Here is a 23,483-nt window from a genome sequence, read left to right as displayed (position 1 = left end):
TTCAAAATCTACAGCATAACTCACTATTAATGAACATTAAGAATTCAATATGAATACAGTCAACTCTGAACCAAAAAATCAAGCCATAGCTACTCAGCTGCTTGCACCCGATAGTTATGCGAATAAGGCCAAAGGAAATAAAGGTCTTTCTCGTATTGTTAAAGCAGCGGGTTATTCTTTAGATGGTTTTAAAGCCGCTTACAAGTATGAGGCCGCTTTTAGACAAGTTTTTTGGCTCAATCTGATATTGTTTATTGCCATTTCCTTCACTCCCTTTGTTATCAACATAAAAATGATGCTAATGATCGCCTCTTTTTTATCGCTTATCGTCGAGCTTTTTAATACGGGTCTTGAAGCCAGCGTTGATCATACGTCAATGGATCAACACCCACTCGCCAAAATAGCCAAAGATGTGGGTTCTGCTGCACAATTTTTGGCGTTATTACTTTTGTTTATCTTATGGGTAATGGCGTTATTGAACCTTTTATATTGAGTAATACTTGGATATTTTTGACTTAATATATGTTAAAAGGTGACTCAATGACTTTAGCAAAAAATTTCACTGATTGGTTATGGCTCAAGCTACTTTGCTTAACCATTATCGCGACACTGATATTTGAGCATAGCCAATTAGACGTTCGTATTAGTGAGCTTTTCTATTCCAATGGACATTGGTCATTAGAAAAAGGCGCACAGCCTTATGCGTTTATCTTTTATGATTTTCCTAAATTACTCTTAATCTTGCTAGCTATTTATTTATTGACCGTTTTAATTCTCAAATATAGACAGCATTCGAACGCTACTTTTTCAATTAACACACCTAGATTCGATAGATTTCTTATACCTTTATCTGTTCGTGAGATAAGCTATCTGTTAATCGTCTTAATAGTTGTGCCTACGGTTATCGCAACGCTCAAGAGCTTCACCCACGTTAGTTGTCCAAATAACTTATCTCTATTCAATGGCGATCTACCCTATCTTAACCTCTGGCAAAACATCGTAGCCATGACACCAGCCAAATGCTTTCCAGCGGCTCATGCCAGCGCAGGGTTTTCTTTATATGGATTGGCATTTTTACCGACACTACAAAAACACCGCTATAAAATTTTTGCAATAGTCACTATCTTAGGATGGACGATGGGACTGTATAAAATGCTCTTTGGCGACCACTTTTTTAGTCATACTTTAGTATCTATGCTGCTGTCATGGACGCTAGCTTGCGCACTCGCAAGTATTCTTTTCAAAAGAGCTGCAACTAAGGGTGTAACATTATAGGCTACACTGCTATGTTTTAATTCATATCGACATCGTTTGAGGGTATCTATGCACCATTCTATTCATGACGAAGCGCATTTAAGTAACCGCAATCATTGGCTCAGGGCGGCAGTACTTGGTGCAAACGATGGTTTAATTTCAACTGCCAGCTTACTGGTCGGTGTCGCTGCGGCAAGCCCCAGTAGTCAGACATTACTACTAACAGGCATGGCAGCATTAACTGCAGGCGCGTTATCAATGGCGGCTGGCGAGTATATTTCAGTATCGTCACAAGCAGATACTGAAAAAGCGGATCTCGATAAAGAGCAGCATGAACTGACTCACAATGCTGAGCGCGAGCTTTTTGAGCTGACTAAAATCTATGAAACACGTGGACTTGATCATGTCTTAGCGCATCAAGTGGCTGTAGCCTTGACTGAGCATGATGCGCTTGAGGCACACGCCCGAGATGAGATTGGTTTGACAGATCTTAGTCAAGCTAAGCCCATTCATGCCTCAGTTGCTTCAGGATTATCATTCATTGTTGGTGCGATATTACCGATTATTGGTATTCTGCTGTTGCCAGCACAAACGCTGGTTTGGTCACTGGCTTCGTTGACTATAGTAGGCTTAGCGCTACTTGGAATAATATCAGCGCGCTTGGGCGGCGCTCCTGTCATTCCTGCTACTGCTAGAGTATTAATTTGGGGTGTGCTAGCGATGGTTGCAACATCATTAATTGGACGATTATTTGGTGTGGCGGTTTAGAGCATAATCTATCGTTAAAAACATTATTTTGCCTTCACATTATCTATCACATTAGCCAGCATCTTAACGCTATCTTAACGTCAAGCTAAGTTATGATGATAGAGATAGAAATGTGTGGTGTATTGGCTCATTATTTAAAAAATCACATTCGTTATTTAGCAAGGTATTACAATCAGTCAAATAAGCGAATGAGTGTTGGTCATCATTATTGCTTGGTTTATGATGTCGGTTGTCTGCCCGACGTCATATAAATAACATTTAATCGAAAACGTAATTTTTTATCTGCTGATTATAATAATCTTTGTATTAATCTTAAAACCTTCATCTAAATAAAACAGTGCTAGTAAAGTTTTAAAAAGCGTGTCATAAGTAAGATCACACAACAAAGGAATGTTGTTATGAGTCAGTTTTTATTTGACCCAGCAGTATTACGTTACTGCCAGCTATTAGGGACGCTATTATTGCTTGCAAGTTGTATGGCTAGCAGTCACGCAGCCACCTATAAAATTGAGCCTGACCATTCCAACGTACGCTTCGCTATTGACCACCTCAAAACCTCTGCCACCACTGGCGGCTTCTATAACGTGACGGGACTACTACAGTATGATCCGAGCGCAAAAACGGGCGACATCTCCCTTATTATTCCCATAAAATCTTTAAATACCGGCAATAAAGTGTTTAATCTTAAACTGATGGGCCCTGATTTTTTTAATATGGAACAGTTCCCATTGGCTCATTTTGAATCCACCAAATGGCATTTTACCTCTGACAAAGAAAACCCAACGGTCACACGAGTGGATGGCAAACTAACTTTAAACGGTCAGACCCATCCTATTAGTTTACTGGCGACCAAATTTAATTGCTACTTGAGCTCCCCACTTAAGAAGAACGTCTGTGGAGGCAATTTTACCGCCACCATTGACCGTACTCAGTGGAATATCAAAAAATATGTCTTATTCGGCATGACTAAAAATTTGACTTTAAATATTCAGGTCGAAGCTGCCAAACAGTAATCTTCTTGAGCGTTGATAAATCATCAGCATGTAATTCAACGTGTAATAGAGTCATCGCTAAAATGATTGAACATTAGTTTTTGCCAGCCTTGTGAGGATATTATGAAGCCAATTTCCATGCTGTCATCAGCACTTGTACTTAGTATGGCTTCCAGCGCTGTCATGGCTGATGGCGCACGCCTACCTAATGCGACGACCTTGCCTAGTCTCAGCCCAGCTACCAGTTTACCCAATGTAAGTCCCATGAATAGTGATTTGGCCAATCGCGGTGCCTATATTGCCCGTACTGCCGACTGTATGGCTTGTCATCGCGAAGACTATAGCGGCGGCGTCGCAATTGAAACCCCTATTGGTAACATTTACTCAACCAATATCACGCCCTCTCAACGTTATGGTATCGGCAACTATACCGAAACTGACTTTAAAAAAGCCCTGCAAAAAGGCCGTGCACCCACACATCAGCTTTATCCTGCGATGCCATATCCGTCTTATCATGGTATGGCTGATGCGGATATTAGTGCGTTATTTGCGTACTTTCAAACCGTACCTCCCATTGACATACCGCCTGAAAAAACCACCAAACTACCCTTTCCATTGAATATCCGCACCTTAATGCTGGCTTGGAATCTGATTAATGTACCTTCTACCGAAAACCGTTTAGGTCTCACCCAAACCCAGCAACGCGGTGAATATCTGGTTAATAACTTAGAACATTGCGGCACTTGTCATACCCCACGTAATCTCACTCAAGGTCTTGATAAAGACAAGTATTTATCTGGTGCGCCGCTTGGTAAATGGTATGCACCCAACATCACCCCAGATAATGATACTGGCATCGGGCGTTGGAGTCAGCTAGATATCGTTACTTATCTACGTAGCGGAATGCTTGATAAACGCGCATATGCTGGTGGGTCGATGGCTGAGGCGGTCGCCCATAGCACCCGTTATCTAACCGATGAAGATTTAAGCGCGATGGCGGCTTATCTAAAAGTCGTCCCCGCTATTAAAACCGATGATTACTTAATACCCGTAAATATCGCCCGCCTGCCAAATCCAGTGAGTAACTCTATTACTTACGATTTGCTTGAGCAAAAAGACTATTTAGCGCAGGCAAAAGCTGCCATTAATAATGCTGATGCTAACAACAATGCCACCAACTCACCAAAATCGCTGTATCTTGCTGCCTGTGGCAGCTGTCACGGGGTCGATGGTTACGCACAGCCCGATGCTCGTTACGCCTCTATCGTAGGGCTAAGCAGTATTCGTCGTGTTAGGCCAGATGCACTGATTAACGTCATTGCTTATGGTGCAAAAGGCGCATTGAATACTGCACCCAAAATGCCTGGCTTCGCTAAAGAGCTCACTCATGCACAGATTGCTAGTATTACCAACTATGTGCGTGTCAATTTCGGTGGCCTACCAAGCAGTGACGTCACTGCTAAAGATGTTAAAAAAGTAATGGAATGAGGCAGTATAAGTTTGAGGGTGGTTAATGAAATGTAAAAACAATACCGTGCTATAAAAATAAGCAAACACTGGCTGTCATGGACAAATGCTCTATAACAAGGATATGTAATGAACGACTTATTTCAAGCGCCTACAAGACGGCAGTTACTAGCAATGATCGGTAAGACTGCCGGAGCAACGGCCATGTATCAAGCAATGACGACCTTAGGGTTTGCTTCAGAGTCTAGCTTTAAGCAACAGATTGATCTTAAAGGAGCGCCTGCTGGAGCAAGTATCGTCATTCTGGGTGCAGGTTTAGCTGGTTTAACTGCTGCTTATGAGCTACGTAAAGCCGGCTATAAAGTGACCGTTCTTGAGTTTCAAAATCGCGGTGGTGGCCGCAGTTGGACACTGAACGCTGGTGATAAATATACTGAATTGGGTGGCGATGAGGTTACTTGCGACTTTAAAAAAGGCAACTACTTTAATGGTGGGCCATGGCGATTACCTATTCATCATTATGCCGTCTTTCATTATTGCAAAAAGTTTGGCGTGGCGTTGCAGCCTTTTATTCAAACCAATGACCGTGCCTACCTGCACCGTACCAATCATTTCAATGGCGCACCGCAGCGCTTGGGCGAAGTACAAAACGATGTACGGGGTTATGTCTCAGAGCTATTATCTAAAGCGGTCAATACAGGTGGTCTTGATAAGACGGTCAATAAAGAAGACAAAGAGAAACTATTAGAAGGCTTAAAGGGTTGGGGCGTTCTGGATAATAATTATCGTTACGTCAGAAGCCATGAAACCAGCAAACATCGCGGCTATAGTGTTTATCCAGGTGGCGGGCTGATGCCAGATGCTAAGCCCTCAACGCCGATACCAATGGATAAACTATTGGCTTCAGGAATGTGGGCAGACCTTTACAACAACTATACCATTCACGTCCATCAACCAACGATGTTTCAGCCTATCGGCGGTATGGGTAAAATCGGTGATGCCTTCACTCGCGAATGCCGTGATGTGATTACATTTAATGCAAAAGTGACCAAAATCGAGCAAGATGATAGCGGTGTGAGTGTCGATTATGTCGATAGCAATGATCTTGACGGCGTCTCGAAAACCGTACGCGCAGATTGGTGTATTTGTACTATTCCTCTATCAGTATTGACCCAAATAGATATTAATGTCTCAGCGCCGATGAAACAAGCGATGGCAGCCGTTCCTTATGACAGCTCCTATAAAGTAGGCTTAGAGTTTAAACGCCGTTTTTGGGAAGAAGACGAATGGATTTATGGCGGAGTTACTTACACTGATATGCCCATCTCACAAATCTCCTACCCCTCACACGATATGTTTACCACCGGCTCAGGGGTGCTGCTCGGTGCTTATGGGTTTGGCGAGGCGTCTTATAAATTTAATAGTCTGAATCCCAAACAACGCATTGATGCGGCGCTACAGTATGGCAAACATATTCATCCACAATATCCCCAAGAGTTCCGCTCTGGTACTTCAGTCGCTTGGCATCGTATTCCATGGGTACTCGGCTGTTATGGTATTTGGAGTGAGTCAAGTCGCGATCAATATTACGACACCTTATGTGCGATCGATCACCGTATCGTGCTAGCAGGTGAGCACTGCTCGCATGTTCCAGCTTGGCAAGAAGGGGCAATCTTATCCGGTATGGATGCCGCCAAGCGCTTGCACCAAAGAGCAAAAAGTATTGGCTAGCAGCAACAATATTGAGCTAAGAATGATTGAGTTTCAAAGTGATATTGACTCAATGATAAAGAACTTATAGGTGGACATAGAGATGATAAAACCAAACTTACTTGCCATATCTACCATCACAGTAGCGCTGAGTGTCACTACACTATCTGGCTGTAGCCGCTATAGCAAAGACCAAACTGCTCATACAACCCCTACTTTAGCTGATCTACAAGCCTCGCAAGTAGTATTTGAAAATCAAGCCAGTCGTAATAATGGCGCGTGGGGCGCGGTCTACATGTCTAAAAAAGCGCTTAGAGAGCCGCAAGCCAATATCGTCGATGTCAGCTCCTTACCAGCGATGGCAGAAGATGTTAACTTGCAGCAATGGCTAGTCAAATTCGAAGGCAGCTTAGAAGGTAAAACGGGATTTTTTAGTACCAGCGGTAAAAAGCTCTATGATGATTCTTGTGCAGGTTGTCATATGCAAGATGGTAAAGGCGCACAAGGGGCTGGTTACTATCCGCCGCTTGCCAATAACAGTAAGATGCAATCAAAATATTATATCATTAGCGTTATCCTCAACGGTCTGCGCGGTATGCCCTCCTTTCACAGCATGATGAACGATGAGCAGATAGCAGCGGTCACGCAGTATGTGCATAGTGATCTTAATAATTTTACCGATACCGTCACTGCAACCAATGTCGCCCAGCTCCGTCATGACTTTCCACCAGGTTCTGATCCGAGTGAATAATTTTATTGTAAAAGATACTTTCTAGAAAATTCTTGCTTGAGTTAGGTAATCATAAAAGAGTGTGACTATGAATAAAATGAATAAAAAAAATGGTTTTTATCCCTGTATTGCCTGTGGACAAAATTATCCTATAAAAAACCTCACACCTATAGGCGCAGTACGAAAGGCTATTACAGAAGAAATTCTACATGATTTCCCCGAATGCCTACCTAAAGACTATATTTGCCAAACAGATTTAAGCAAGTATCGGATGAAGTATGTTCACTCATCGCTAAAGTCTGGAAAGGGTGAGGTGACAGATCTTGAGTCTGAATTGATTAAAAGTATGCAACAGCATGAACTCATCACCAAAAATATTGATACTGGCCTAGATCAAAAATGGACTTTTGGTGAACGATTAGCAGATAAAATTGCAACGTTTGGTGGTAGTTGGTCATTTCTCATTTGTTTTGCTATTTTTCTAGCCATTTGGATTATCGTAAATACCGTGGTAATGGTCGCCCGTCCTGCAGATCCGTACCCGTTTATTCTATTAAACTTAATACTCTCCTGTATCGCTGCTATTCAAGCACCTGTCATTATGATGAGCCAAAATAGACAAGAAACCAAAGACAGGCTACGCTCAGAAAATGACTATCAAATCAACTTAAAAGCCGAACTTGAGATTCAACAGCTGCATGAGAAGCTAGATCACCTTCTCATACATCAATGGGATAGGCTGACTGAGATACAAGAAATACAACTCGACTTGTTATCTGAAATGAGCAAAAAGCATTAGGATAAGTAAGTCATTAATTAACGTAAGTCATCAACGACCGCCAACATCGCAATTAACGATGCTTCCCCTAATTTCATAGCGCGCTCTGGCGACCAACCTGTATCCGCATCGGGGACGTTATTGTTATCTATAAACGGCATCTCCAAGGTATTGGCAAGACAGTCGAAACGTTCAGCCACCCAGTGAGTTGCGAGCGTCATATTCGCTGTACCTGGCGCATCAACGTCATAACCAAACTCAGTTTGAAAGTCGGCACTGGCCAGTTTTAACACTTCTGAGAATCTATCGCGTAGACGCGCGAGTCGGTCGTTATAACTCGGCGTACCTTGAGAGCCGGCAAGGAATACAAAAGGTATCTCCTCATCACCGTGCACATCATAAAATAGATCAACACCAGTTTCTTCCATTTTATTAATGACATGAAATACTTCAGGGCTTGTTTCTAAGCTTGGATTTGACCATGCGCGGTTTAGGTTAGTCCCAACTGCATTGGTACGCAGATGACCACGCACACTGCCATCGGGGTTCATATTCGGCACAATATAGAAATTCGCTTTTTCTAATAACAACTTACTGGTCGCATTATCACTATCTAACAAGCTATGCAGTAGACCATCGACCAGCCATTCAGCCATCGTCTCACCCGGATGCTGGCGCGCAGTGATCCAAATATTGCGTTTGCTTTTATTATTAACGCCATCACTATTGCCATCATTAATTTTGACTAAGGTTAAGTCGCGCTTATCAAGCGTTTCGCCTAAATGCTCTAAAGTCACAAATGGGTGCATTTGCACAGCTGCTAGTAAATCTTGATGACGCTCATAACTGTAAGGGGCAAAAAAAGCAATTTGAATGGTTTCACATTCCAACTCTACCGTTATGGTGAGTTTGCCGTCTTGATAAGAGGTGGGCAGACGGAACCAATACTCACGATCGTATGAGGCAACCGCTTGATAACTCTCCCACCCTGCAGGAAATGCCGCTTCCCCTGCATTCAGAATATTGAGCACATATTGCTCGCTAATCTGACCAGTTATACGAAAGTTAAACCATTGGAAAAACTCGCCACCAACGTCCGGACGAATAGCCAATTGGATATTTTTTTTATCTTCTAAATTAATAACGTCAATATTGCCTGCATCGAAATTAGCGGTGATATGCATAACTTTTCCTTAATCAGTTTTTATGGTGGTGTTTTAAAAAGTAGCAGTCAGAGCAATTTATCTCTATTTTTTCTTCACGCCATCAAATATCATGTTTTTCTCTGGCTGTAGCCTCTTCTACAACTCACTATTATACTTTCTAAAAGCACAGCAAAAAATGATTAGAAATTATTTTTTTATGGAGCTATCCATGTTAAGCCCTTCCATCTTAGAAGATGATTATCAAACCAATGATTGTTTTGCCAATATCATACTCAATATCAATAAACCTCTTCAGGCTATTGACTACCTAGCACAAAGATATTGATTTATACTTTCTTTTTTTCTTAGGTGAAACTATTCAGTATTGGGGTTTGCAGCTTGTTATCATAAAGCTGTTATGTTATTTTATATATCGATAACTTTTATATCGATATATAAAATAACTAGCATGCTATAAAAAGTGTAATGTTAGCACCTTAATTTTGGCTTTAAACAATTGATGACGCCCAATCCTTTCGTTGCAAACGTTGAGGTGTTACGGTGTTAGTGATGTATAAGGAATGAATATGAAAGCGTTTTTAGTAGAGAAAGTAGCAGATAGAGAATTCTTAGCTGCAATAAAAGAAGTGCCTGAACCTAAATGTGACGAAGATGAGATTGTAATCAAGGTATCCTATTCATCACTGAACTATAAGGATGCCTTAAGTTCTATAGGAAATCCTGGCGTCACTAGAAAATTCCCGCATATCACGGGTATTGATGTGGCTGGAGTGGTACATGAAACAGCATCTGACGCATTTGTAGTCGGAGAAAAAGTATTGGTCACCGGCTATGACTTGGGTATGAACACCGATGGTGGCCACGCAGAGTTTGTCAAAGTGCCCGCATCATGGGTCGCTAGCATTCCGGATGCGATAAGCGACAAAGAAATAATGACTTTTGGTACTGCAGGATTAACAGCGGCTTTGAGTGTCAATGAATTGCTAGACAACGGTGTCAAGCCAGAAGATGGTGAGGTTTTAGTCACTGGCGCCACAGGTGGCGTGGGTTCTATCGCCGTTTCTATCCTGAAAAAGATTGGCTTTACCGTCGTTGCCGTATCAGGAAAAGAAGAGCAAATCGATTACTTAAAGCAAATTGGCGCCTCAGAAGTCATTATTAGAGATACCTTCAATGAGGATGCTAAAAAACCCATAATGGCTGAAAGGTACGCAGGGGTTGTCGATACGGTAGGCGGTGAAATATTAGCCAATGCCTTGAAGTATATAAAATATGATGGTGTAGCCACATGCTGTGGGCTAACAGCGTCACATGAACTTAATACCAATGTATTCCCGTTTATTTTACGAGGAGTAAGATTGATCGGTATTGACTCTGTCGAATGCAAGTTAGAGAAGAAGCAAGCAGCATGGGATAAGTTAGCGGATGAATGGAAAATAGATACTTTGGATAGTATAACTAATGAGATTACTCTAGAAGGTGTCAAAGATATCTACGCATTAATGTTAGAGGGAAAATCAGTAGGCAGGTATGTGGTAAAAATATCATAAGGGTTTAGTTTCTCAGCGATATGATATGCCTCAAGCATATGGCAAAAGATTTTATTCAAAATAGGCAGGGTAATCCCCCCAATAAATAAGAACCCTTAATAATTTGGTTCACCCTCAAAAACCTCACTCAAAGTACATCACCAATATCTCAATAATACAGACCATTGCTATCAATGGTCTGTATTTAAAGGTTCAAGTCATATTTTTCTGCTTTTAGCAGATCATAAGTGTTTGCTATTTTCACTCCATAACCATACTGCTCTAGCAATTACCCCGTATTACGTAGACCCGCTGCCAACGCATTGATACTACGGATCAATGGATCTTCAACGGCAAGATCACCATGATTAAGGTCACCATGGTTCACATCACTTTTAGCCTCTTTTTGTCTGGCACGTTTTAGTAGCTCTATTTGGATATAGTTGGTTGGATCTAAATAAGCGTTCCGCCATTCAAGAGAAGCCGCAAGATTCTGCTGATGAGCCAATAATGATGTCTGGTTAAGCAAAGAATTTAAACCTGAACAGGTGAGCTGGTGTTCATCGATTACCGCTTGCATAATCTTTTTACGTAATCCCTCATCTTCACATAGCTGGCTATAAGCCTGAGCAATACTCATATCAGATTTGGTAAACGCCATTTCAATATTGCTAATAAACACGTTAAAGAATGGCCAGCAGTCATTCATCTCCTTCATCAATGCTTCATTATCGATGACGCTATATAAAGCACTGCCGACACCATACCAAGCAGGCAGTGTAAAGCGCGCTAGAGACCAACCAAACACCCAAGGAATTGCGCGCAAGGTCGTCTTACTTGGCAAACCCTTATTACGGTGCGCTGGGCGTGAGCCGATATTTAATAAAGAGATTTCTGCCACTGGCGTGGCTTGTGAGTAGAATTGATAAAAGCCTTCGGTATGATCAGTCAGCTGCCGATAACGCTGCTCACCAGCGTCTGCTAAACGCGCAAAGAGCGCTTCATAATTTGGTAATTCAGGCGGTTGCACCACAAACCTTGAGGAACAAGCTTTAAGTGTACCAGTGATGCCCATGGTCAGCTCAAACACCGCAGTATCGGTGTTGGCATATTTGGCATAAAGGACTTCACCTTGCTCGGTTACTTTAATTTGTCCGTGCAGTGTACCTGCAGGTTGCGCGGCAATTGCGTTATGCGTTGAGCCGCCACCACGACTAACAGATCCACCGCGACCATGAAACAAGCGGGTTTTGATACCATATTCATCAGCGATACGGTTAATGGTTTGCTGCGCGCTATAAAGCTGCCATGCAGAAGTAATGATGCCGCCGTCTTTTGAAGAATCTGAATAACCTAACATGATTTCTTGGGTGTTATCTGAGTGTTGCAGCAGTCCGCGATATAGCGGGTTATCTAAAACCGCAGGTAGAATCTTATCGATATTTTTAAGATCTTCGATGGTTTCAAACAAGGGTGCGACAGGTAAGTCAGCAGATAACTGCCCATCATCATCAATCTTGCATAAGCCTGCAAAGCGCATTAATAGTAAAACTTCTAATAATTGACTGGCGTTGTTGGTCATCGAAATAACATAACTGCCAAAAGTATCTTGCCCGACCAGCTTACGTAATGTGGCCACAGAGTTCATCAAAGCCAATTGTTCGCGTGTTTTATCACTCAAATTATCGGTGTAAATAAGTGGTGTGCCCGGCTTTTCAAGTAAGCGCGTGAGCCACTCTTGGCGCTCGGTTTCACTAAGGGTTTGGTAGTCTGGCAAATTAGAAGCATTGGCAAAAATATCGGCTATCACATCGCTATGATAAGACGATTCTTGACGAATATCGAGCGCTGCTAGATGAAAACCACAGGTTTTGACCAGACGAATCATATCGAGCAATAAGCCTTCGCCATGTACCTTGTCATGAGTATTGACGCTTTTCCGGATGATGCGTAAATCTTCTAACAACTCTTGTGGGTTGGCGTAAGCATCTTTTTTAGCCTCACTATCATTCCCTTTACTTTGAATAAGGCAGTTAGTAGCTTTGACCTTATTAAGGATTAATGAAAGTAATCTGCGATAAGGCTCATTACCGTAATCATCAAGATTGTAATCAAAGACTCGTCTGTCGAGCTCAACGTAACTTTCAATCTTTGCATACACTTCAGGTTCGATAGTAACAATCGTATCGCTGTGAATAAGCTGACGACGTAGTTTCTTGAGCAGGACTTGATAATGGCGCAAAACAGCATTGGCATGCATCAATACAGCCATTTCTGTGGTGTCATGAGTGACAAATGGATTGCCATCTCTGTCGCCACCTATCCAAGAGCCAAAGCTCATGAACGCAGGCAATGGGTAATCTGTTAGCTCTGGATAGATATCAACAATGGCGTCTTTAATATTGCGATAAACCTTGGGAATGGCGTTGAATAAACTGGCATTGAAGTAGTGTAAACCATTATTGATCTCGTCATAGACTAAAGGCTTACGCGTACGTACTTCATCCGATGACCATAATAAATCAATCGTTTGCGCCGTTTGTTCTTTCGCTTGCTGGTAGGCGAAACTGTTTTGGGCAAGATTGTTTAAAGCATCACTATGAGTGAATAAACTCTGCAATAGATTCATGGTCGTACGGCGACGCGCTTCAGTAGGATGGGCAGTAAAGACAGGGATAAATTTTAGCTGTTCAATCAGCTCTTGCATTTGGGCAGGTTCAATATGGCGTTCACGGCATTCAAGGAGCGTACGACGAAACGATCCTTCCCAGCTGTGCTCTGATTGCATACGCAAGGCTTGACGCTGCTCGCGTAAGTAATTTTCTTCACTTAGATTGGCTAAGAAAAAATAGATAGAAAAGCTGCGGATGACATTTTTTAAGGTTTGATTGTCTAACGAGGCTATGAAGTCGATAAGTTGCTGCTTGTTCGCTTCGTTAGGCTCTCGGCGTTGTTGGATAAAGCCTTTGCGCAGGGTTTCAATCGTATTAAGCGTTTGTTCACCAGTCTGGCGAGAAATCGCATCCCCTAGGAATGATCCTAATAAGCTGATGCGCTCACGTAATACGTCGTTATCGATAGTCATCCTTAACCTTCTCATCAAATTAGTGGGTGAAATAGTCATGCTGTCTTAAACGTAGTTTTTATATAGATAGTTCTTTGTGACAAAAATTTATCACCATATTCACCAGCAGTGCTGTTCAAATTTATCTTTACGGTTTCTTCAGTATAGTTCAGCAATCAGCTTACTATGTTTTTTAGTCAATATGTAGTGAGCAATCATACCGATACAAATATTCCAAAATACCGAACTCAGCCCCAAAAATTGCATGCTGAATGCCGTGGCTAAAAAGGTTATCAGCGCCGATATTTTTTATTATCTTCAGCAACGATTTTAATACTATTCATGCATTATATATAGTGATGTATCCGGTATATGAAAAGTTATGGCATCAGACTTCACACACAAGAATTCGTAAATCTCGAAAGATTCATTGGTATATAGTAGATTCATTTTAAAAAAGATACAGTGCTATTGACTATAGCTTTTTGCAGCCTCTGTCACGCCTACGAACAGCAAGCAGGAAAAAATGATAGCAATAGCACGTTATTACAATCGTATCGCTTTCATTTTTAACTCACTATAATCTATTAAATTTTTTGGATAATCTAAAATTGATTTTGGAGACAGTAAATATTAAACGGCATTTTATGTTACTACCATGTAATAGGTACAGCTTTTCAAAAGTCATCGTTTGACCATCCCGGTCACTATGATGATATTTTGAACTTAGATACTTTTGATTAGTCTAGTTTTATTAAAAATACTGAGTAGGTGTTTTTTTATATATCTTGTCACTAATCTTTAAATAGACTTGGAGTTTTAAACTCAAGATTAGGGATAAGGTTAAGGTATTGCTCATATTTTTCAAACTATCACTAATAGAATACAGGTTCTAATCTAGAGTTGGCATAGAAAACTGCTTGTCTTCTCGTATGGTAGCACTTGGCCAGCGCTGGTTAACCGTTTTACGGCGAGTAAAAAATCTTACACCGTCTGGTCCATACATAAACAGATCTCCAAATAATGAGCGATTCCAACTGCCAAAACTTTGCGATGCTACTGGCACTGGTAGTGGAATATTTACCCCAACCATGCCGACTTGGATATTATCAATGAAATAGCGAGCCGCTTCATTTGAAGTACGGGACCAAAAATCTCTGTATCATAACTGTCCATCTCTTTTGTCACATGGTCTATTAGAGTAGGACCAACAAAGAACCCTTGCTCATGACCTGTTGGTGCTGCATTAGAACCATCAATGATGACCTCTGCTCCTTGGTTTGCAGCACTTTTGATATGTTCCAAAATTTTAGTTTTATGAGCTTGCGTAATGACTGGGCCGAAATCATTTTCTTGGTCCGAATAGGCACCCAATTTTAATTGCTGTATCGCCGGCTGTAATGCTTCAACCATTCTGTCAGCAATATCATCACCTACTGCTACCGCAATAGACAAAGCCATACAACGTTCACCTGACGAGCCTAAAGCTGCGCCTAATAGAGAAGTGACCACATTATCTATGTCAGCATCTGGCATCACAATGGCGTGATTTTTGCACCGCCGAGAGCTTGGCATCTTTTACCTTATACTATGTTCGCCTTTTAGTAGTTCTGGCGCGCCACAAGCATATTCAACGTTTTCAATCCCGCATTGTAGTTCACCGGCAGCATCATGTGAAATTTTTCCATGCTCTTCACCGATTAATCGACAAATTTCATCAGCGTTTTTTTCCAAAAGCTCTTTGAACTTAAACATAACTCTAGCGCGCTTCATCGGTGGGGTTTTACGCCATGCTGGAAAGGCAGCTTTTGCAACGATAACCGCTTCATCAATAGTTTTAGAACCACCTAGAGCAATTTACTCACTTCACCAGTAGAGGGATTATAAATAGGTTGTGTTTGGCTCTCTTCATTAATTGCTTGACCATTAATAAAATGTCCGATAGTTTGCATAATATATATTCCTTTTATAGCATTTAGTTTGTAGGTAGATTAAAAGTAAGTTTTGTATTTATTATTGGCAGCTTTTGACATGCATCGCGGCCGACCTTCATGATTCTTGATAGAAGAATACTATGTGTTTACTACTGTGCTAAAACGAGCCCATTAATGTACCTAAGGTAATTACTGCTATTAGAGCTAACACAGGTACTGCAACAGCTACTACAAAAATATCTTTATAAGACTCTCTGTGAGTAAGCTGACAAATGACAAGTAGTGTTATAACTGCACCATTATGAGGAAGAGCATCTAAACCACCTGACGCTATAGAAGCGACACGATGCATTAACTCAGGATTAATACCAAATTGAGACGCTAACTAGAGGTAGTTGTCTCCCATGGTATTGAGAGCAATACTTAGTCCACCAGATGCAGAGCCAGTAATCCCCGCCATAACGTTTACGAAGACAGCTTCTGAAATAAGAGGGTTTCCTGGAGATAGACCTAATAAGAATTCTTTTACAATAATGAACCCTGTCAAAGTAGCGATAACCGAGCCATAACCCACTTCAGATGCGGTATTAAAAATGGGTAGCAATGACCCTAGCGCACCCTCGCTAAGTGATTCTTTTAAGTTCTTCCAGCGCTTCCAGTTAAGCAAGATCATCGACCCACATGATATTACTAAAGCTATGACAATAGCCCAAATACCAAGCACTTTAGACAGAGGAACAGCGCCGAACTCTTCACTTGCTAGATAACTGTTATCCATACTAGGCAATAGCCATTTAGTACAAATGAAGTTAATCAATATGACTAAGATAATGGGTAATAATGCCACCCATAATGAAGGCTTAGAGCTATGATCGACTACCGCTAATTTGTCATTATGATGTTGACCGTAACCCTCACCCGCATTGAAAGCAGTTTTAGTACGATAGTTAAGCCAGATCATTCCGCCCACTAGCATAATCAAACCACCGATAGCACCAAGCCCAGGTGCTGCAAATGAGTCAGTGTTAAAGAATGGCATTGGAATGGCGTTTTGAATGGCAGGCGTACCTGGTAGAGCGGTCATCGTGAAGGTCAAAGCACCTAACGCGATTGCACCAGGAATGAGTCTTTTGGGAATATTTAATTCGCGAAATAAAGCAGCAGCGATTGGGTATACAGCAAAGCCTACTACAAACAACGACACACCGCCGTACGTTAAAATCGCACAGGCCATGACGATAGATAAAACAGCCTGCTTCTTACCGAGCTTGGTAACTAATGACTCTGATATGCTAAGTGCGGACCCTGAATCATCCATCAACTTGCCAAATATAGCGCCTAGTAGAAAAAGCGGGAAGAAGCTGATGATATATCCGCTTAGACCCTTCATAAACACTTGGGTATAAACGCCAAGCATCGTACTAACTTCACCACTTAAAAGCACAGCAAACATTGCTAATAATGGTACTAATAAAATGACGCTATGACCACGGTAGGCCAAATACATCAATAACCCTAGCGAAAGAAACATGGGCAATAAACTTATTATATGCACTCCTTGTGCGACATCAAATCCATTTTATAAAAATATATAACGATAAAAATTATATCGATATAAGAAAATAACAGGATAAATTTATAATAACAAGCCGCAAACGCATAAATATTATCGTTATAATGATTAGAGTTATTTCATGTCATATAGTTCGGGAGCTAAGAAGAAGTGAATGATACTAAAAAGAAAGGTTCAAGCGTTGAGCGTGTTTTACAAATAGTAGAAGTCTTAGCCAGCTCACAGAGGCCAATGAGTGTTAGCGATCTAGCAGAAACGTTAGAGGTGCCTATACCGAGTATGTATCGGCTGTTGGATCAACTACAAAATCTAGGATTCGTCTATTTAGATTTACATGGGAAAGTAGCGTGCGGGAAACGAACATATAAGTTAGCTATGAACTTATGGCAAAACAGCCATTTTAAAACCGAAAGGCTGGCCATATTACAGCAACTTTCATCGCAAATAGGAGAAACAGTAGGTATCGCGATCATGCAAGATTTAGACGTGGTTTATGTAGATCGTGTCTTATCTGAGTGGCCGCTTCAAATATACTTACCAGTTGGAACTCATGTGCCAATTTGGGCAAGTGCAAGTGGTAAGCTACTTCTGGCACAGTTATCGAATGATAAATGTGAACGTATTATCGATAAGATGTCGATACATGCATTGACTACGAATACACAGACGGATAAAAAAAGATTAACGCAGAGTATTACTGAAACACGGGATACTGGCGTAGGAATAGATAACGAAGAGTTTATTCCCGGTATGGTAGCTTGTGCTGTGCTGATTCCTAATGGGGAAAATGAAGCTTTTGCGACAGTTTTCACCCATGGTCCAACGGTAAGAAAAACTTTAAATGAGTTGTTGGAGTATGTACCTATCATGCGGAAAGCTGCTGATGAGCTATCAGGTATTTTTAGTAGAGACTATGAATAAAATTGTTAACAATGGGTAGCCCTCCCAACCATAAGAAAGCTAATAAATAGAATTAAGCTGCGTAGTTTAGTTTCTGTCTAGGTATAAAGCCACCATTGCCCATACTAGAGCACTTATAATTGTAATAAGCACAAAGGAATATCCTGACTTCTGTGTGACTGCCATTTAGATTAAATGCTTGCTGACACGGTCAGCAAGCATAATCATAAAGCGTCATTGCTTATTCTCCGGTTAGTGGATTATAAGCAGTTACACACTTTTTAGGAAAGGCTCCACAAGTTTGGGAAAGACCCTAGTTTTTTAGGAAAGCCTCAACACGGGGTTTACCTCTTCATTAGATGAACATCTTATTTGACTGATTCCTCTAACAAAATAAAAAACAATAAAAAATCCAATGCTAAACGCTTAATTTAAACGTCTAACACTGGATTAATGACACTAATTGCCTAAATTGCTAACTAACCTTCTAGTTGGTCGATCATACCTTGGTATTGCTCTTTCTTTGCGGCAATCTTACTACGTTCTTCTTCTGCATTATCTACCGAACCTTTAGAGTCTGCTACTTTCTTATCAAAGGCTTCTAACTCAACAGTTTTGGCATCTAAAAGCCTCTTAAGCATCATAGCAACTGCTTTTTCGGAAACGTCATGCGTCATATTAGATGCTTCGGATGTAAAATCATCTTTAAGCTTAGTTGCCCATTGATAGATATTAGCTATTGTCGCACTGTGCTTATCATCTTTATCATCTTTATCATCTTTATCAGATGCAGCAGATTTGTCTTCTTTATTAGCATCAGATTTGCTGTCTTTATCAGACTTAAAGTCATCTTTAAGCTTAGTTGCCCATTGATAGATATTAGCTATCGCTGCACTGTATTTATCGTCTTTATTAGCATCAGACTTGTCATCTTTATTAGACTTGTCATCTTTATCAGACTTGTCATCTTTATCAGACTTGTCATCTTTATCAGACTTGTCATCTTTATCAGACTTGTCATCTTTATTAGATTTGTCGTCTTTATTAGATTTGTCGTCTTTATTAGACTTGTCGTCTTTATTAGACTTGTCGTCTTTGTTAGATTTGTCGTCTTTGTTAGATTTGTCGTCTTTGTTAGACTTGTCGTCTTTATTAGACTTGTCGTCTTTTAGAACTTCTACAGATGTCACAGTATTGTTCTTAGGGGTTTCTACTGATTCATTGTCTGTATTGTTATTAGAAGAATTATTTGACATGATTTATAGTCCTCTTTATATTATTGTTTAGTAAATCTTGACACTTAATATTAAGCCAGTACGATTTTTTATTCAGTATCTTAATGTAAGTATACCTATCAAGCGCTTAGTCTAATAAAAGCTATGCGCTGCGGTCTAATATTTAGGAGGATGTCGAATTATTAAGTTGCTGATTATTGTGCTAGATACAAGAATCCATCCACAATAATTTAAAACATTCAATAGTGTATTCGCGTACACAATCGATGTACGTAAACCTCCTCACATTTCTTAAGGTTTAGTATAAATTACTAAGAAATATCTCTGTAATCGTGACGTCATATTAAATCAGCCCACTTGTAAACCTCACTTAAAATACCGCTTACCTTTCGATGTTTGTTATTGGTAGTAATCTTAGTAACTATTCAGGGTGAATATGGCCATACGAGAAATAGGAAGGGGAACGTAATGATAGATCTTATCGGTATAGGGTTAGGCCCATTTAATCTTAGTCTTGCAGCTTTACTGGAAAATCAGCCAACTGTCACTAGCAAGTTTTTTGAACAGAAAAAGGAGTTTAATTGGCACAAAGGTATGATTTTTCCTCATACTACCCTACAAGTGCCTTTTATGGCAGATCTGGTCACACTCATCGATCCAACCAGCCGCTATACATTTTTGAACTACTTACATACCCAGCACCGATTATTGAAGTTTTATATCCTAGAGGATTTTGAGATTTACCGTAAAGAGTATAATCACTATTGTCAGTGGGTGGCAGGCCAATTAAATAGCGCGGTATTTGAGACGACAGTAATTGATGTGGCGATTAAAGAAGATGGGAATGGATTTAATATAACCGTCTGTGAACATGGAGAAAATAAGACCTATATGGCTAAAAACATAGTAATAGGCACAGGCTCACAACCAATCCTACCGCCATTTTTGCAGCAGATTTCTGAACGAGTGCCATATCAATGCATGCATACGGCCAATTTTTCAGAAAATTTTAATTTCACTAACATTAGGCGCACCGATAAGCTAACAAAAGTGCTGGTGTTAGGCTCTGGGCAATCAGCGGCGGAGGTATATCAAGTGCTATTTGACCAGCAGTTTGATAAGAATAATGCAGTAAAATTTCAGCTAGACTGGATGACACGCTCAGCAGGGTTTTTCCCAATGGAGTATACCCCACTTGGCCTAGAGCATTTCAGCCCCGCTTATATCAATTACTTTCATCATTTAAAACCAATCACTAAAGCCAATGTGGTCTCTAAGCAAGATTTGCTACATAAAGGGATAAGCGCTCATACGATTAAAGCTATTTATCATAAGCTTTATGAGCGCAGTATCGCGAATCAAGAGATATGCTCCACCATAACGTCCAATTGTGAACTACTGGATGCTACATTGGATAGCACACGTAACAATATGATCAGTTTGACATTGAGACAACATGAGCAAGACAGTGTATTTAGCGCTGAATATGACTGTGTTATTGCAGGAACAGGCTATAAAGATACATTACCTGAATGTATGAGTAGCTTATTGTCCGCTATTGAATATGATGAGTTTGAGCAACCTAAGATTAATCGAAATTATACGCTAGCCTATAAAAACCACTCAAAAGACACCAAAGATAGTGGCAGGATTTTTGTACAAAATAAAGAAACTCACAGCCATGGTATTGGTGCTGGAGATTTAGGGTTGGGTGCGTATAGATCGGGATGTATCGTCAATGAGCTGATGGGTAAACAGGTTTATGATACTGAGGCTTTGCAGGTTTTCCAAAATTTTGGAAAGTTCGTTTGATATTAAGTCAAAAATCACGTAATGAGGTGGTTGACTTTCAATCAGGGTACTACTCGTTGTATAAGCATTCATATTAATGGTTAGATGCAAATTTAAACCCATAAAAAGGATAGGTAAGAAATGATTTTTAAACTCTCAATAAGTTGTGGCAGCGTTTATAAAACGCGGCTTAATCAAAAGCCATATAACCATAAATAATGTTAATAAAACGGCCCCGATGTAGCTAAGGCCGTCTTATTCTTTAACTATCGTTAAGTGGAAGACCCTGTTTTAAAGCGCAGTAACCGCAAAGCATTCAACGTAACCAGCACGGTTGCACCAGTGTCAGCCAACACAGCGATCCATAAACCAGTGATTCCTAACACGGTAGTGATTAGAAACACTGCTTTTAGGCCTAGTGCAAAAATCACATTTTGATGAATATTGGACATCGTTGCGCGCGATAGTGCAACCAGATGAGCGACGTCCGTAACGCGACTTTTCATTAATGCGACATCAGCCGTTTCAATGGCTACATCAGTACCACCACCCATCGCAATGCCGACATCGGCGGTTGCTAGCGCTGGCGCATCATTAATACCATCACCAATCATCGCTATTTTGGTTTTGTCTTTCATCTCGTTTAGCAGACGCAGTTTATCTTCGGGCAAAAGCTCAGCTTCCCATTCTATGTCTAAATGACTGGCAAGCGCTTGAGCGGTAAGGCGGTTGTCGCCTGTCAGCATGACGGAACGCACGCCCATCGCTTTGAGCTGTGCTATACCTTCTTTGGCATCGTCTCGTAACTCGTCTCGTAGCGCTACCAAACCGAGCACTTCACGGCTTTGTTCATCGAACAGCACCGAAACCGTTTTCCCTTCATTTTGCAGCGCTGCAATTTGTGCATTTTGTTCAGAGGTTATCGAAGTTTCATTAGCGGCGTAGACAGGAGAACCGATGGCTAGAGCACGCCCAGCTACCGTCGCATGTACCGCTTTACCTGCAGTCGCGTAAGCCTTTGAAGCTACTGGTATAGCAATATTAGCGGCTTTAGCATGATCAATGATGGCTTTTGCAAGCGGATGACTAGAGGCGGACTCGACACTGGCAAACAGCGCTAATATCGCATCTTCACCTTGAGAATCCACGCGCTCTTTTGTGACTTTCTGTTGTGTAAAGGCAACAACGTCGGTAACGCGTGGTTTACCTTCGGTCAAAGTACCTGTTTTATCAAAAGCAACGGTATTGACACGACCAATGATTTCTAGAGCGCTACCGCCTTTGATAAGTAATCCGCGACGCGCACCGACAGCCAAACCGGACGCGATGGCAGCTGGGGTCGATAGTACCAGTGCGCAAGGACAGGCAATTAACAGTAGTGCCAAACCGCGATATAGCCAAGTTGCCCATTCTCCTCCCATCGCTAACGGCGGGATGATAATAACTAAGGCGGCAATAGCCATCACTGCTGGGGTGTAGTAGCGACTAAATTTTTCAATAAAACGAGCAGTAGGTGCTTTAGAAGCTTGTGCTTGCTCTACCAGCTCAATAATACGCGCAATAGTATTGTCGGCAGCTGTTTTTTCTACGCGGACTTGCAGCGCTCCCTCCATGTTGATCGACCCTGCGAATACATCGTCGCCTACCGTTTTGGCCACTGGTATGGATTCGCCAGTAATGGGCGAATCATCAAGGCTAGAATCACCTTGAGTAATAACGCCATCGGCAGATACCTTATCACCAGGGCGTACCAGCACTAAATCATCGACCTGTAATGATGCCGCAGGAACGCTACGCTGTCCGCCCTGTGCATCGAGTAAAATCGCAGTTTTTGGAACCAGTGACGCCAAAGCTCTAATGCCAGCACGTGCACGATCAGCAGCCACACCTTCTAATAATTCACCAACTGAGAATAAGAAGACCACTGCTGCTGCCTCTTCAGGCTCGCCAATAATAAGCGCGCCAAGTGCCGCAACCGACATCAGCATTTCAATTGAAAAAGGAGTGCCTGTCATCGCTAAGGCAAAGGCTTTGCGGGCAAAGGGAAAAACACCCACAATGACTGCAACAGCAAATGCCCACATTCCATAATCAGGGAAAAGTAAGGACAGTGCGTAAGCAATGCTCATCAACAGACCGAGGCCAACCACTTGCTTGCCTTTTCGGCTTTGCCACCAACGCTGATGCTCTGTAGCGGATTGACTGTCGCTATTTGCTGCGATTGATTGATCTGAAGTGGCAGATATACCAAAACCAAGCCGTTTGATGGTCTTTTCGATATCATCGACCTGAGTGGTCGCATCAGGTGCCAGCGTTAGCTCTAACTTTTCGGTAGCAAAATTAAGCTGTATGTCAGAAACACCGGGCATACGTGCTAGCGCGGTTTCAATCTTGCCGACGCAACTTGCACAGTCCATACCTTCAATACGATATTGCATAATAGTTTGTCCTGATAACTTGTCCTGCTATAAGAGTTCTTTCAATAACACCATTATGAACCTTGTAGTGGCTTCAGAGTCAAGGGCGTTTACATGCAACTGCATAAATTTGATTTTCTCTACATTTAACCTTATAGTTACTTTAATGTTTTAA

General features: G+C 41.3%; 15 protein-coding genes and 3 pseudogenes. 11 read left to right on the top strand and 7 right to left on the bottom strand.

Annotated elements, in window-relative coordinates; genetic code table 11:
* Positions 1–49 precede the first annotated feature (49 nt).
* From EPB74_RS01440 to EPB74_RS01405, 8 genes are all read left to right on the top strand, one after another.
* The gene (locus tag EPB74_RS01440) at positions 50–493 is read left to right on the top strand and encodes a diacylglycerol kinase (protein WP_274902345.1); all 444 of its coding nucleotides are present in this window, start codon (positions 50–52) and stop codon (positions 491–493) included.
* Between the two features lie 47 nt (positions 494–540).
* Positions 541–1,275, top strand: coding sequence for a PAP2 family lipid A phosphatase (locus tag EPB74_RS01435; RefSeq protein WP_274902344.1), 735 nt, complete (start codon positions 541–543; stop codon positions 1,273–1,275).
* A gap of 48 nt (positions 1,276–1,323) precedes the next feature.
* A complete protein-coding gene (locus tag EPB74_RS01430) occupies positions 1,324–2,022 on the top strand; it encodes a VIT1/CCC1 transporter family protein (RefSeq protein ID WP_274902343.1) in 699 nt (232 codons plus the stop codon).
* Between the two features lie 398 nt (positions 2,023–2,420).
* Positions 2,421–3,035: a YceI family protein gene (locus EPB74_RS01425; RefSeq protein ID WP_274902342.1), complete on the top strand. Its 615-nt coding sequence runs from the start codon at positions 2,421–2,423 to the stop codon at positions 3,033–3,035.
* Between the two features lie 102 nt (positions 3,036–3,137).
* Positions 3,138–4,502, top strand: a complete 1,365-nt coding sequence (locus EPB74_RS01420) for a cytochrome c (RefSeq protein ID WP_274902341.1) — start codon at positions 3,138–3,140, stop codon at positions 4,500–4,502.
* Positions 4,503–4,610: 108 nt separating this feature from the next.
* Positions 4,611–6,212, top strand: coding sequence for a flavin monoamine oxidase family protein (locus EPB74_RS01415; RefSeq protein WP_274902340.1), 1,602 nt, complete (start codon positions 4,611–4,613; stop codon positions 6,210–6,212).
* A 76-nt stretch (positions 6,213–6,288) separates the two neighbouring features.
* A complete protein-coding gene (locus EPB74_RS01410; protein WP_079693071.1) occupies positions 6,289–6,942 on the top strand; it encodes a c-type cytochrome in 654 nt (217 codons plus the stop codon).
* Positions 6,943–7,018: 76 nt separating this feature from the next.
* On the top strand, positions 7,019–7,720 hold the full coding sequence (locus tag EPB74_RS01405) for a DUF1003 domain-containing protein (protein WP_089555781.1): 702 nt from the start codon (positions 7,019–7,021) through the stop codon (positions 7,718–7,720).
* Between the two features lie 17 nt (positions 7,721–7,737).
* Here the strand turns inward: EPB74_RS01405 and EPB74_RS01400 are convergent, their stop codons facing one another.
* On the bottom strand, positions 7,738–8,883 hold the full coding sequence (locus EPB74_RS01400) for a M14 family metallopeptidase (protein ID WP_274902339.1): 1,146 nt from the start codon (positions 8,881–8,883) through the stop codon (positions 7,738–7,740).
* 542 nt (positions 8,884–9,425) lie between these two features.
* On the opposite strand from EPB74_RS01400, the gene EPB74_RS01395 reads away from it, so the two are divergent.
* Positions 9,426–10,415 (top strand): YhdH/YhfP family quinone oxidoreductase, encoded by a 990-nt coding sequence (locus EPB74_RS01395; RefSeq protein WP_342462730.1) that lies wholly within the window; start codon positions 9,426–9,428, stop codon positions 10,413–10,415.
* Positions 10,416–10,683: 268 nt separating this feature from the next.
* Here the strand turns inward: EPB74_RS01395 and ppc are convergent, their stop codons facing one another.
* The 4 genes and pseudogenes from ppc to EPB74_RS01375 all read right to left on the bottom strand — a co-directional run bounded on the left by ppc (position 10,684) and on the right by EPB74_RS01375 (position 16,941).
* Positions 10,684–13,479, bottom strand: a complete 2,796-nt coding sequence (ppc, locus tag EPB74_RS01390) for a phosphoenolpyruvate carboxylase (RefSeq protein ID WP_274902337.1) — start codon at positions 13,477–13,479, stop codon at positions 10,684–10,686.
* A 138-nt stretch (positions 13,480–13,617) separates the two neighbouring features.
* A pseudogene (locus tag EPB74_RS01385) lies at positions 13,618–13,758 on the bottom strand (benzoate transporter); the annotation flags it as partial.
* A gap of 592 nt (positions 13,759–14,350) precedes the next feature.
* Positions 14,351–15,410 (bottom strand): annotated as a pseudogene (locus tag EPB74_RS01380) (aldehyde dehydrogenase family protein).
* A 139-nt stretch (positions 15,411–15,549) separates the two neighbouring features.
* Positions 15,550–16,941, bottom strand: a pseudogene (locus EPB74_RS01375) (GntP family permease).
* Between the two features lie 174 nt (positions 16,942–17,115).
* Here EPB74_RS01375 and EPB74_RS01370 point away from each other — a divergent pair.
* Positions 17,116–17,886 carry an IclR family transcriptional regulator gene (locus EPB74_RS01370; protein WP_274902336.1) on the top strand — a complete coding sequence of 257 codons (771 nt, stop codon included), beginning with the start codon at positions 17,116–17,118 and terminating at the stop codon, positions 17,884–17,886.
* Between the two features lie 458 nt (positions 17,887–18,344).
* On the opposite strand, the gene EPB74_RS01365 is transcribed toward EPB74_RS01370, so the two are convergent.
* Positions 18,345–19,121, bottom strand: a complete 777-nt coding sequence (locus tag EPB74_RS01365; protein WP_274902335.1) for a hypothetical protein — start codon at positions 19,119–19,121, stop codon at positions 18,345–18,347.
* Between the two features lie 447 nt (positions 19,122–19,568).
* Here EPB74_RS01365 and EPB74_RS01360 point away from each other — a divergent pair, with 447 nt between their 5' ends.
* The gene (locus EPB74_RS01360) at positions 19,569–20,912 is read left to right on the top strand and encodes a lysine N(6)-hydroxylase/L-ornithine N(5)-oxygenase family protein (protein WP_274902334.1); all 1,344 of its coding nucleotides are present in this window, start codon (positions 19,569–19,571) and stop codon (positions 20,910–20,912) included.
* A 251-nt stretch (positions 20,913–21,163) separates the two neighbouring features.
* Here EPB74_RS01360 and EPB74_RS01355 read toward each other — a convergent pair whose 3' ends face one another.
* Entirely contained in the window at positions 21,164–23,329 is a 2,166-nt protein-coding gene (locus EPB74_RS01355) for a heavy metal translocating P-type ATPase (protein ID WP_274902333.1), read from the bottom strand.
* Positions 23,330–23,483 lie beyond the last annotated feature (154 nt).

The sequence above is a fragment of the Psychrobacter sp. DAB_AL62B genome, assembly GCF_028895345.1.
Taxonomy (GTDB): Bacteria; Pseudomonadota; Gammaproteobacteria; order Pseudomonadales; family Moraxellaceae; genus Psychrobacter.
The sequence above is the reverse complement of the archived record's forward strand: the minus strand, read 5'-3'. Positions and strand labels throughout refer to the sequence as shown.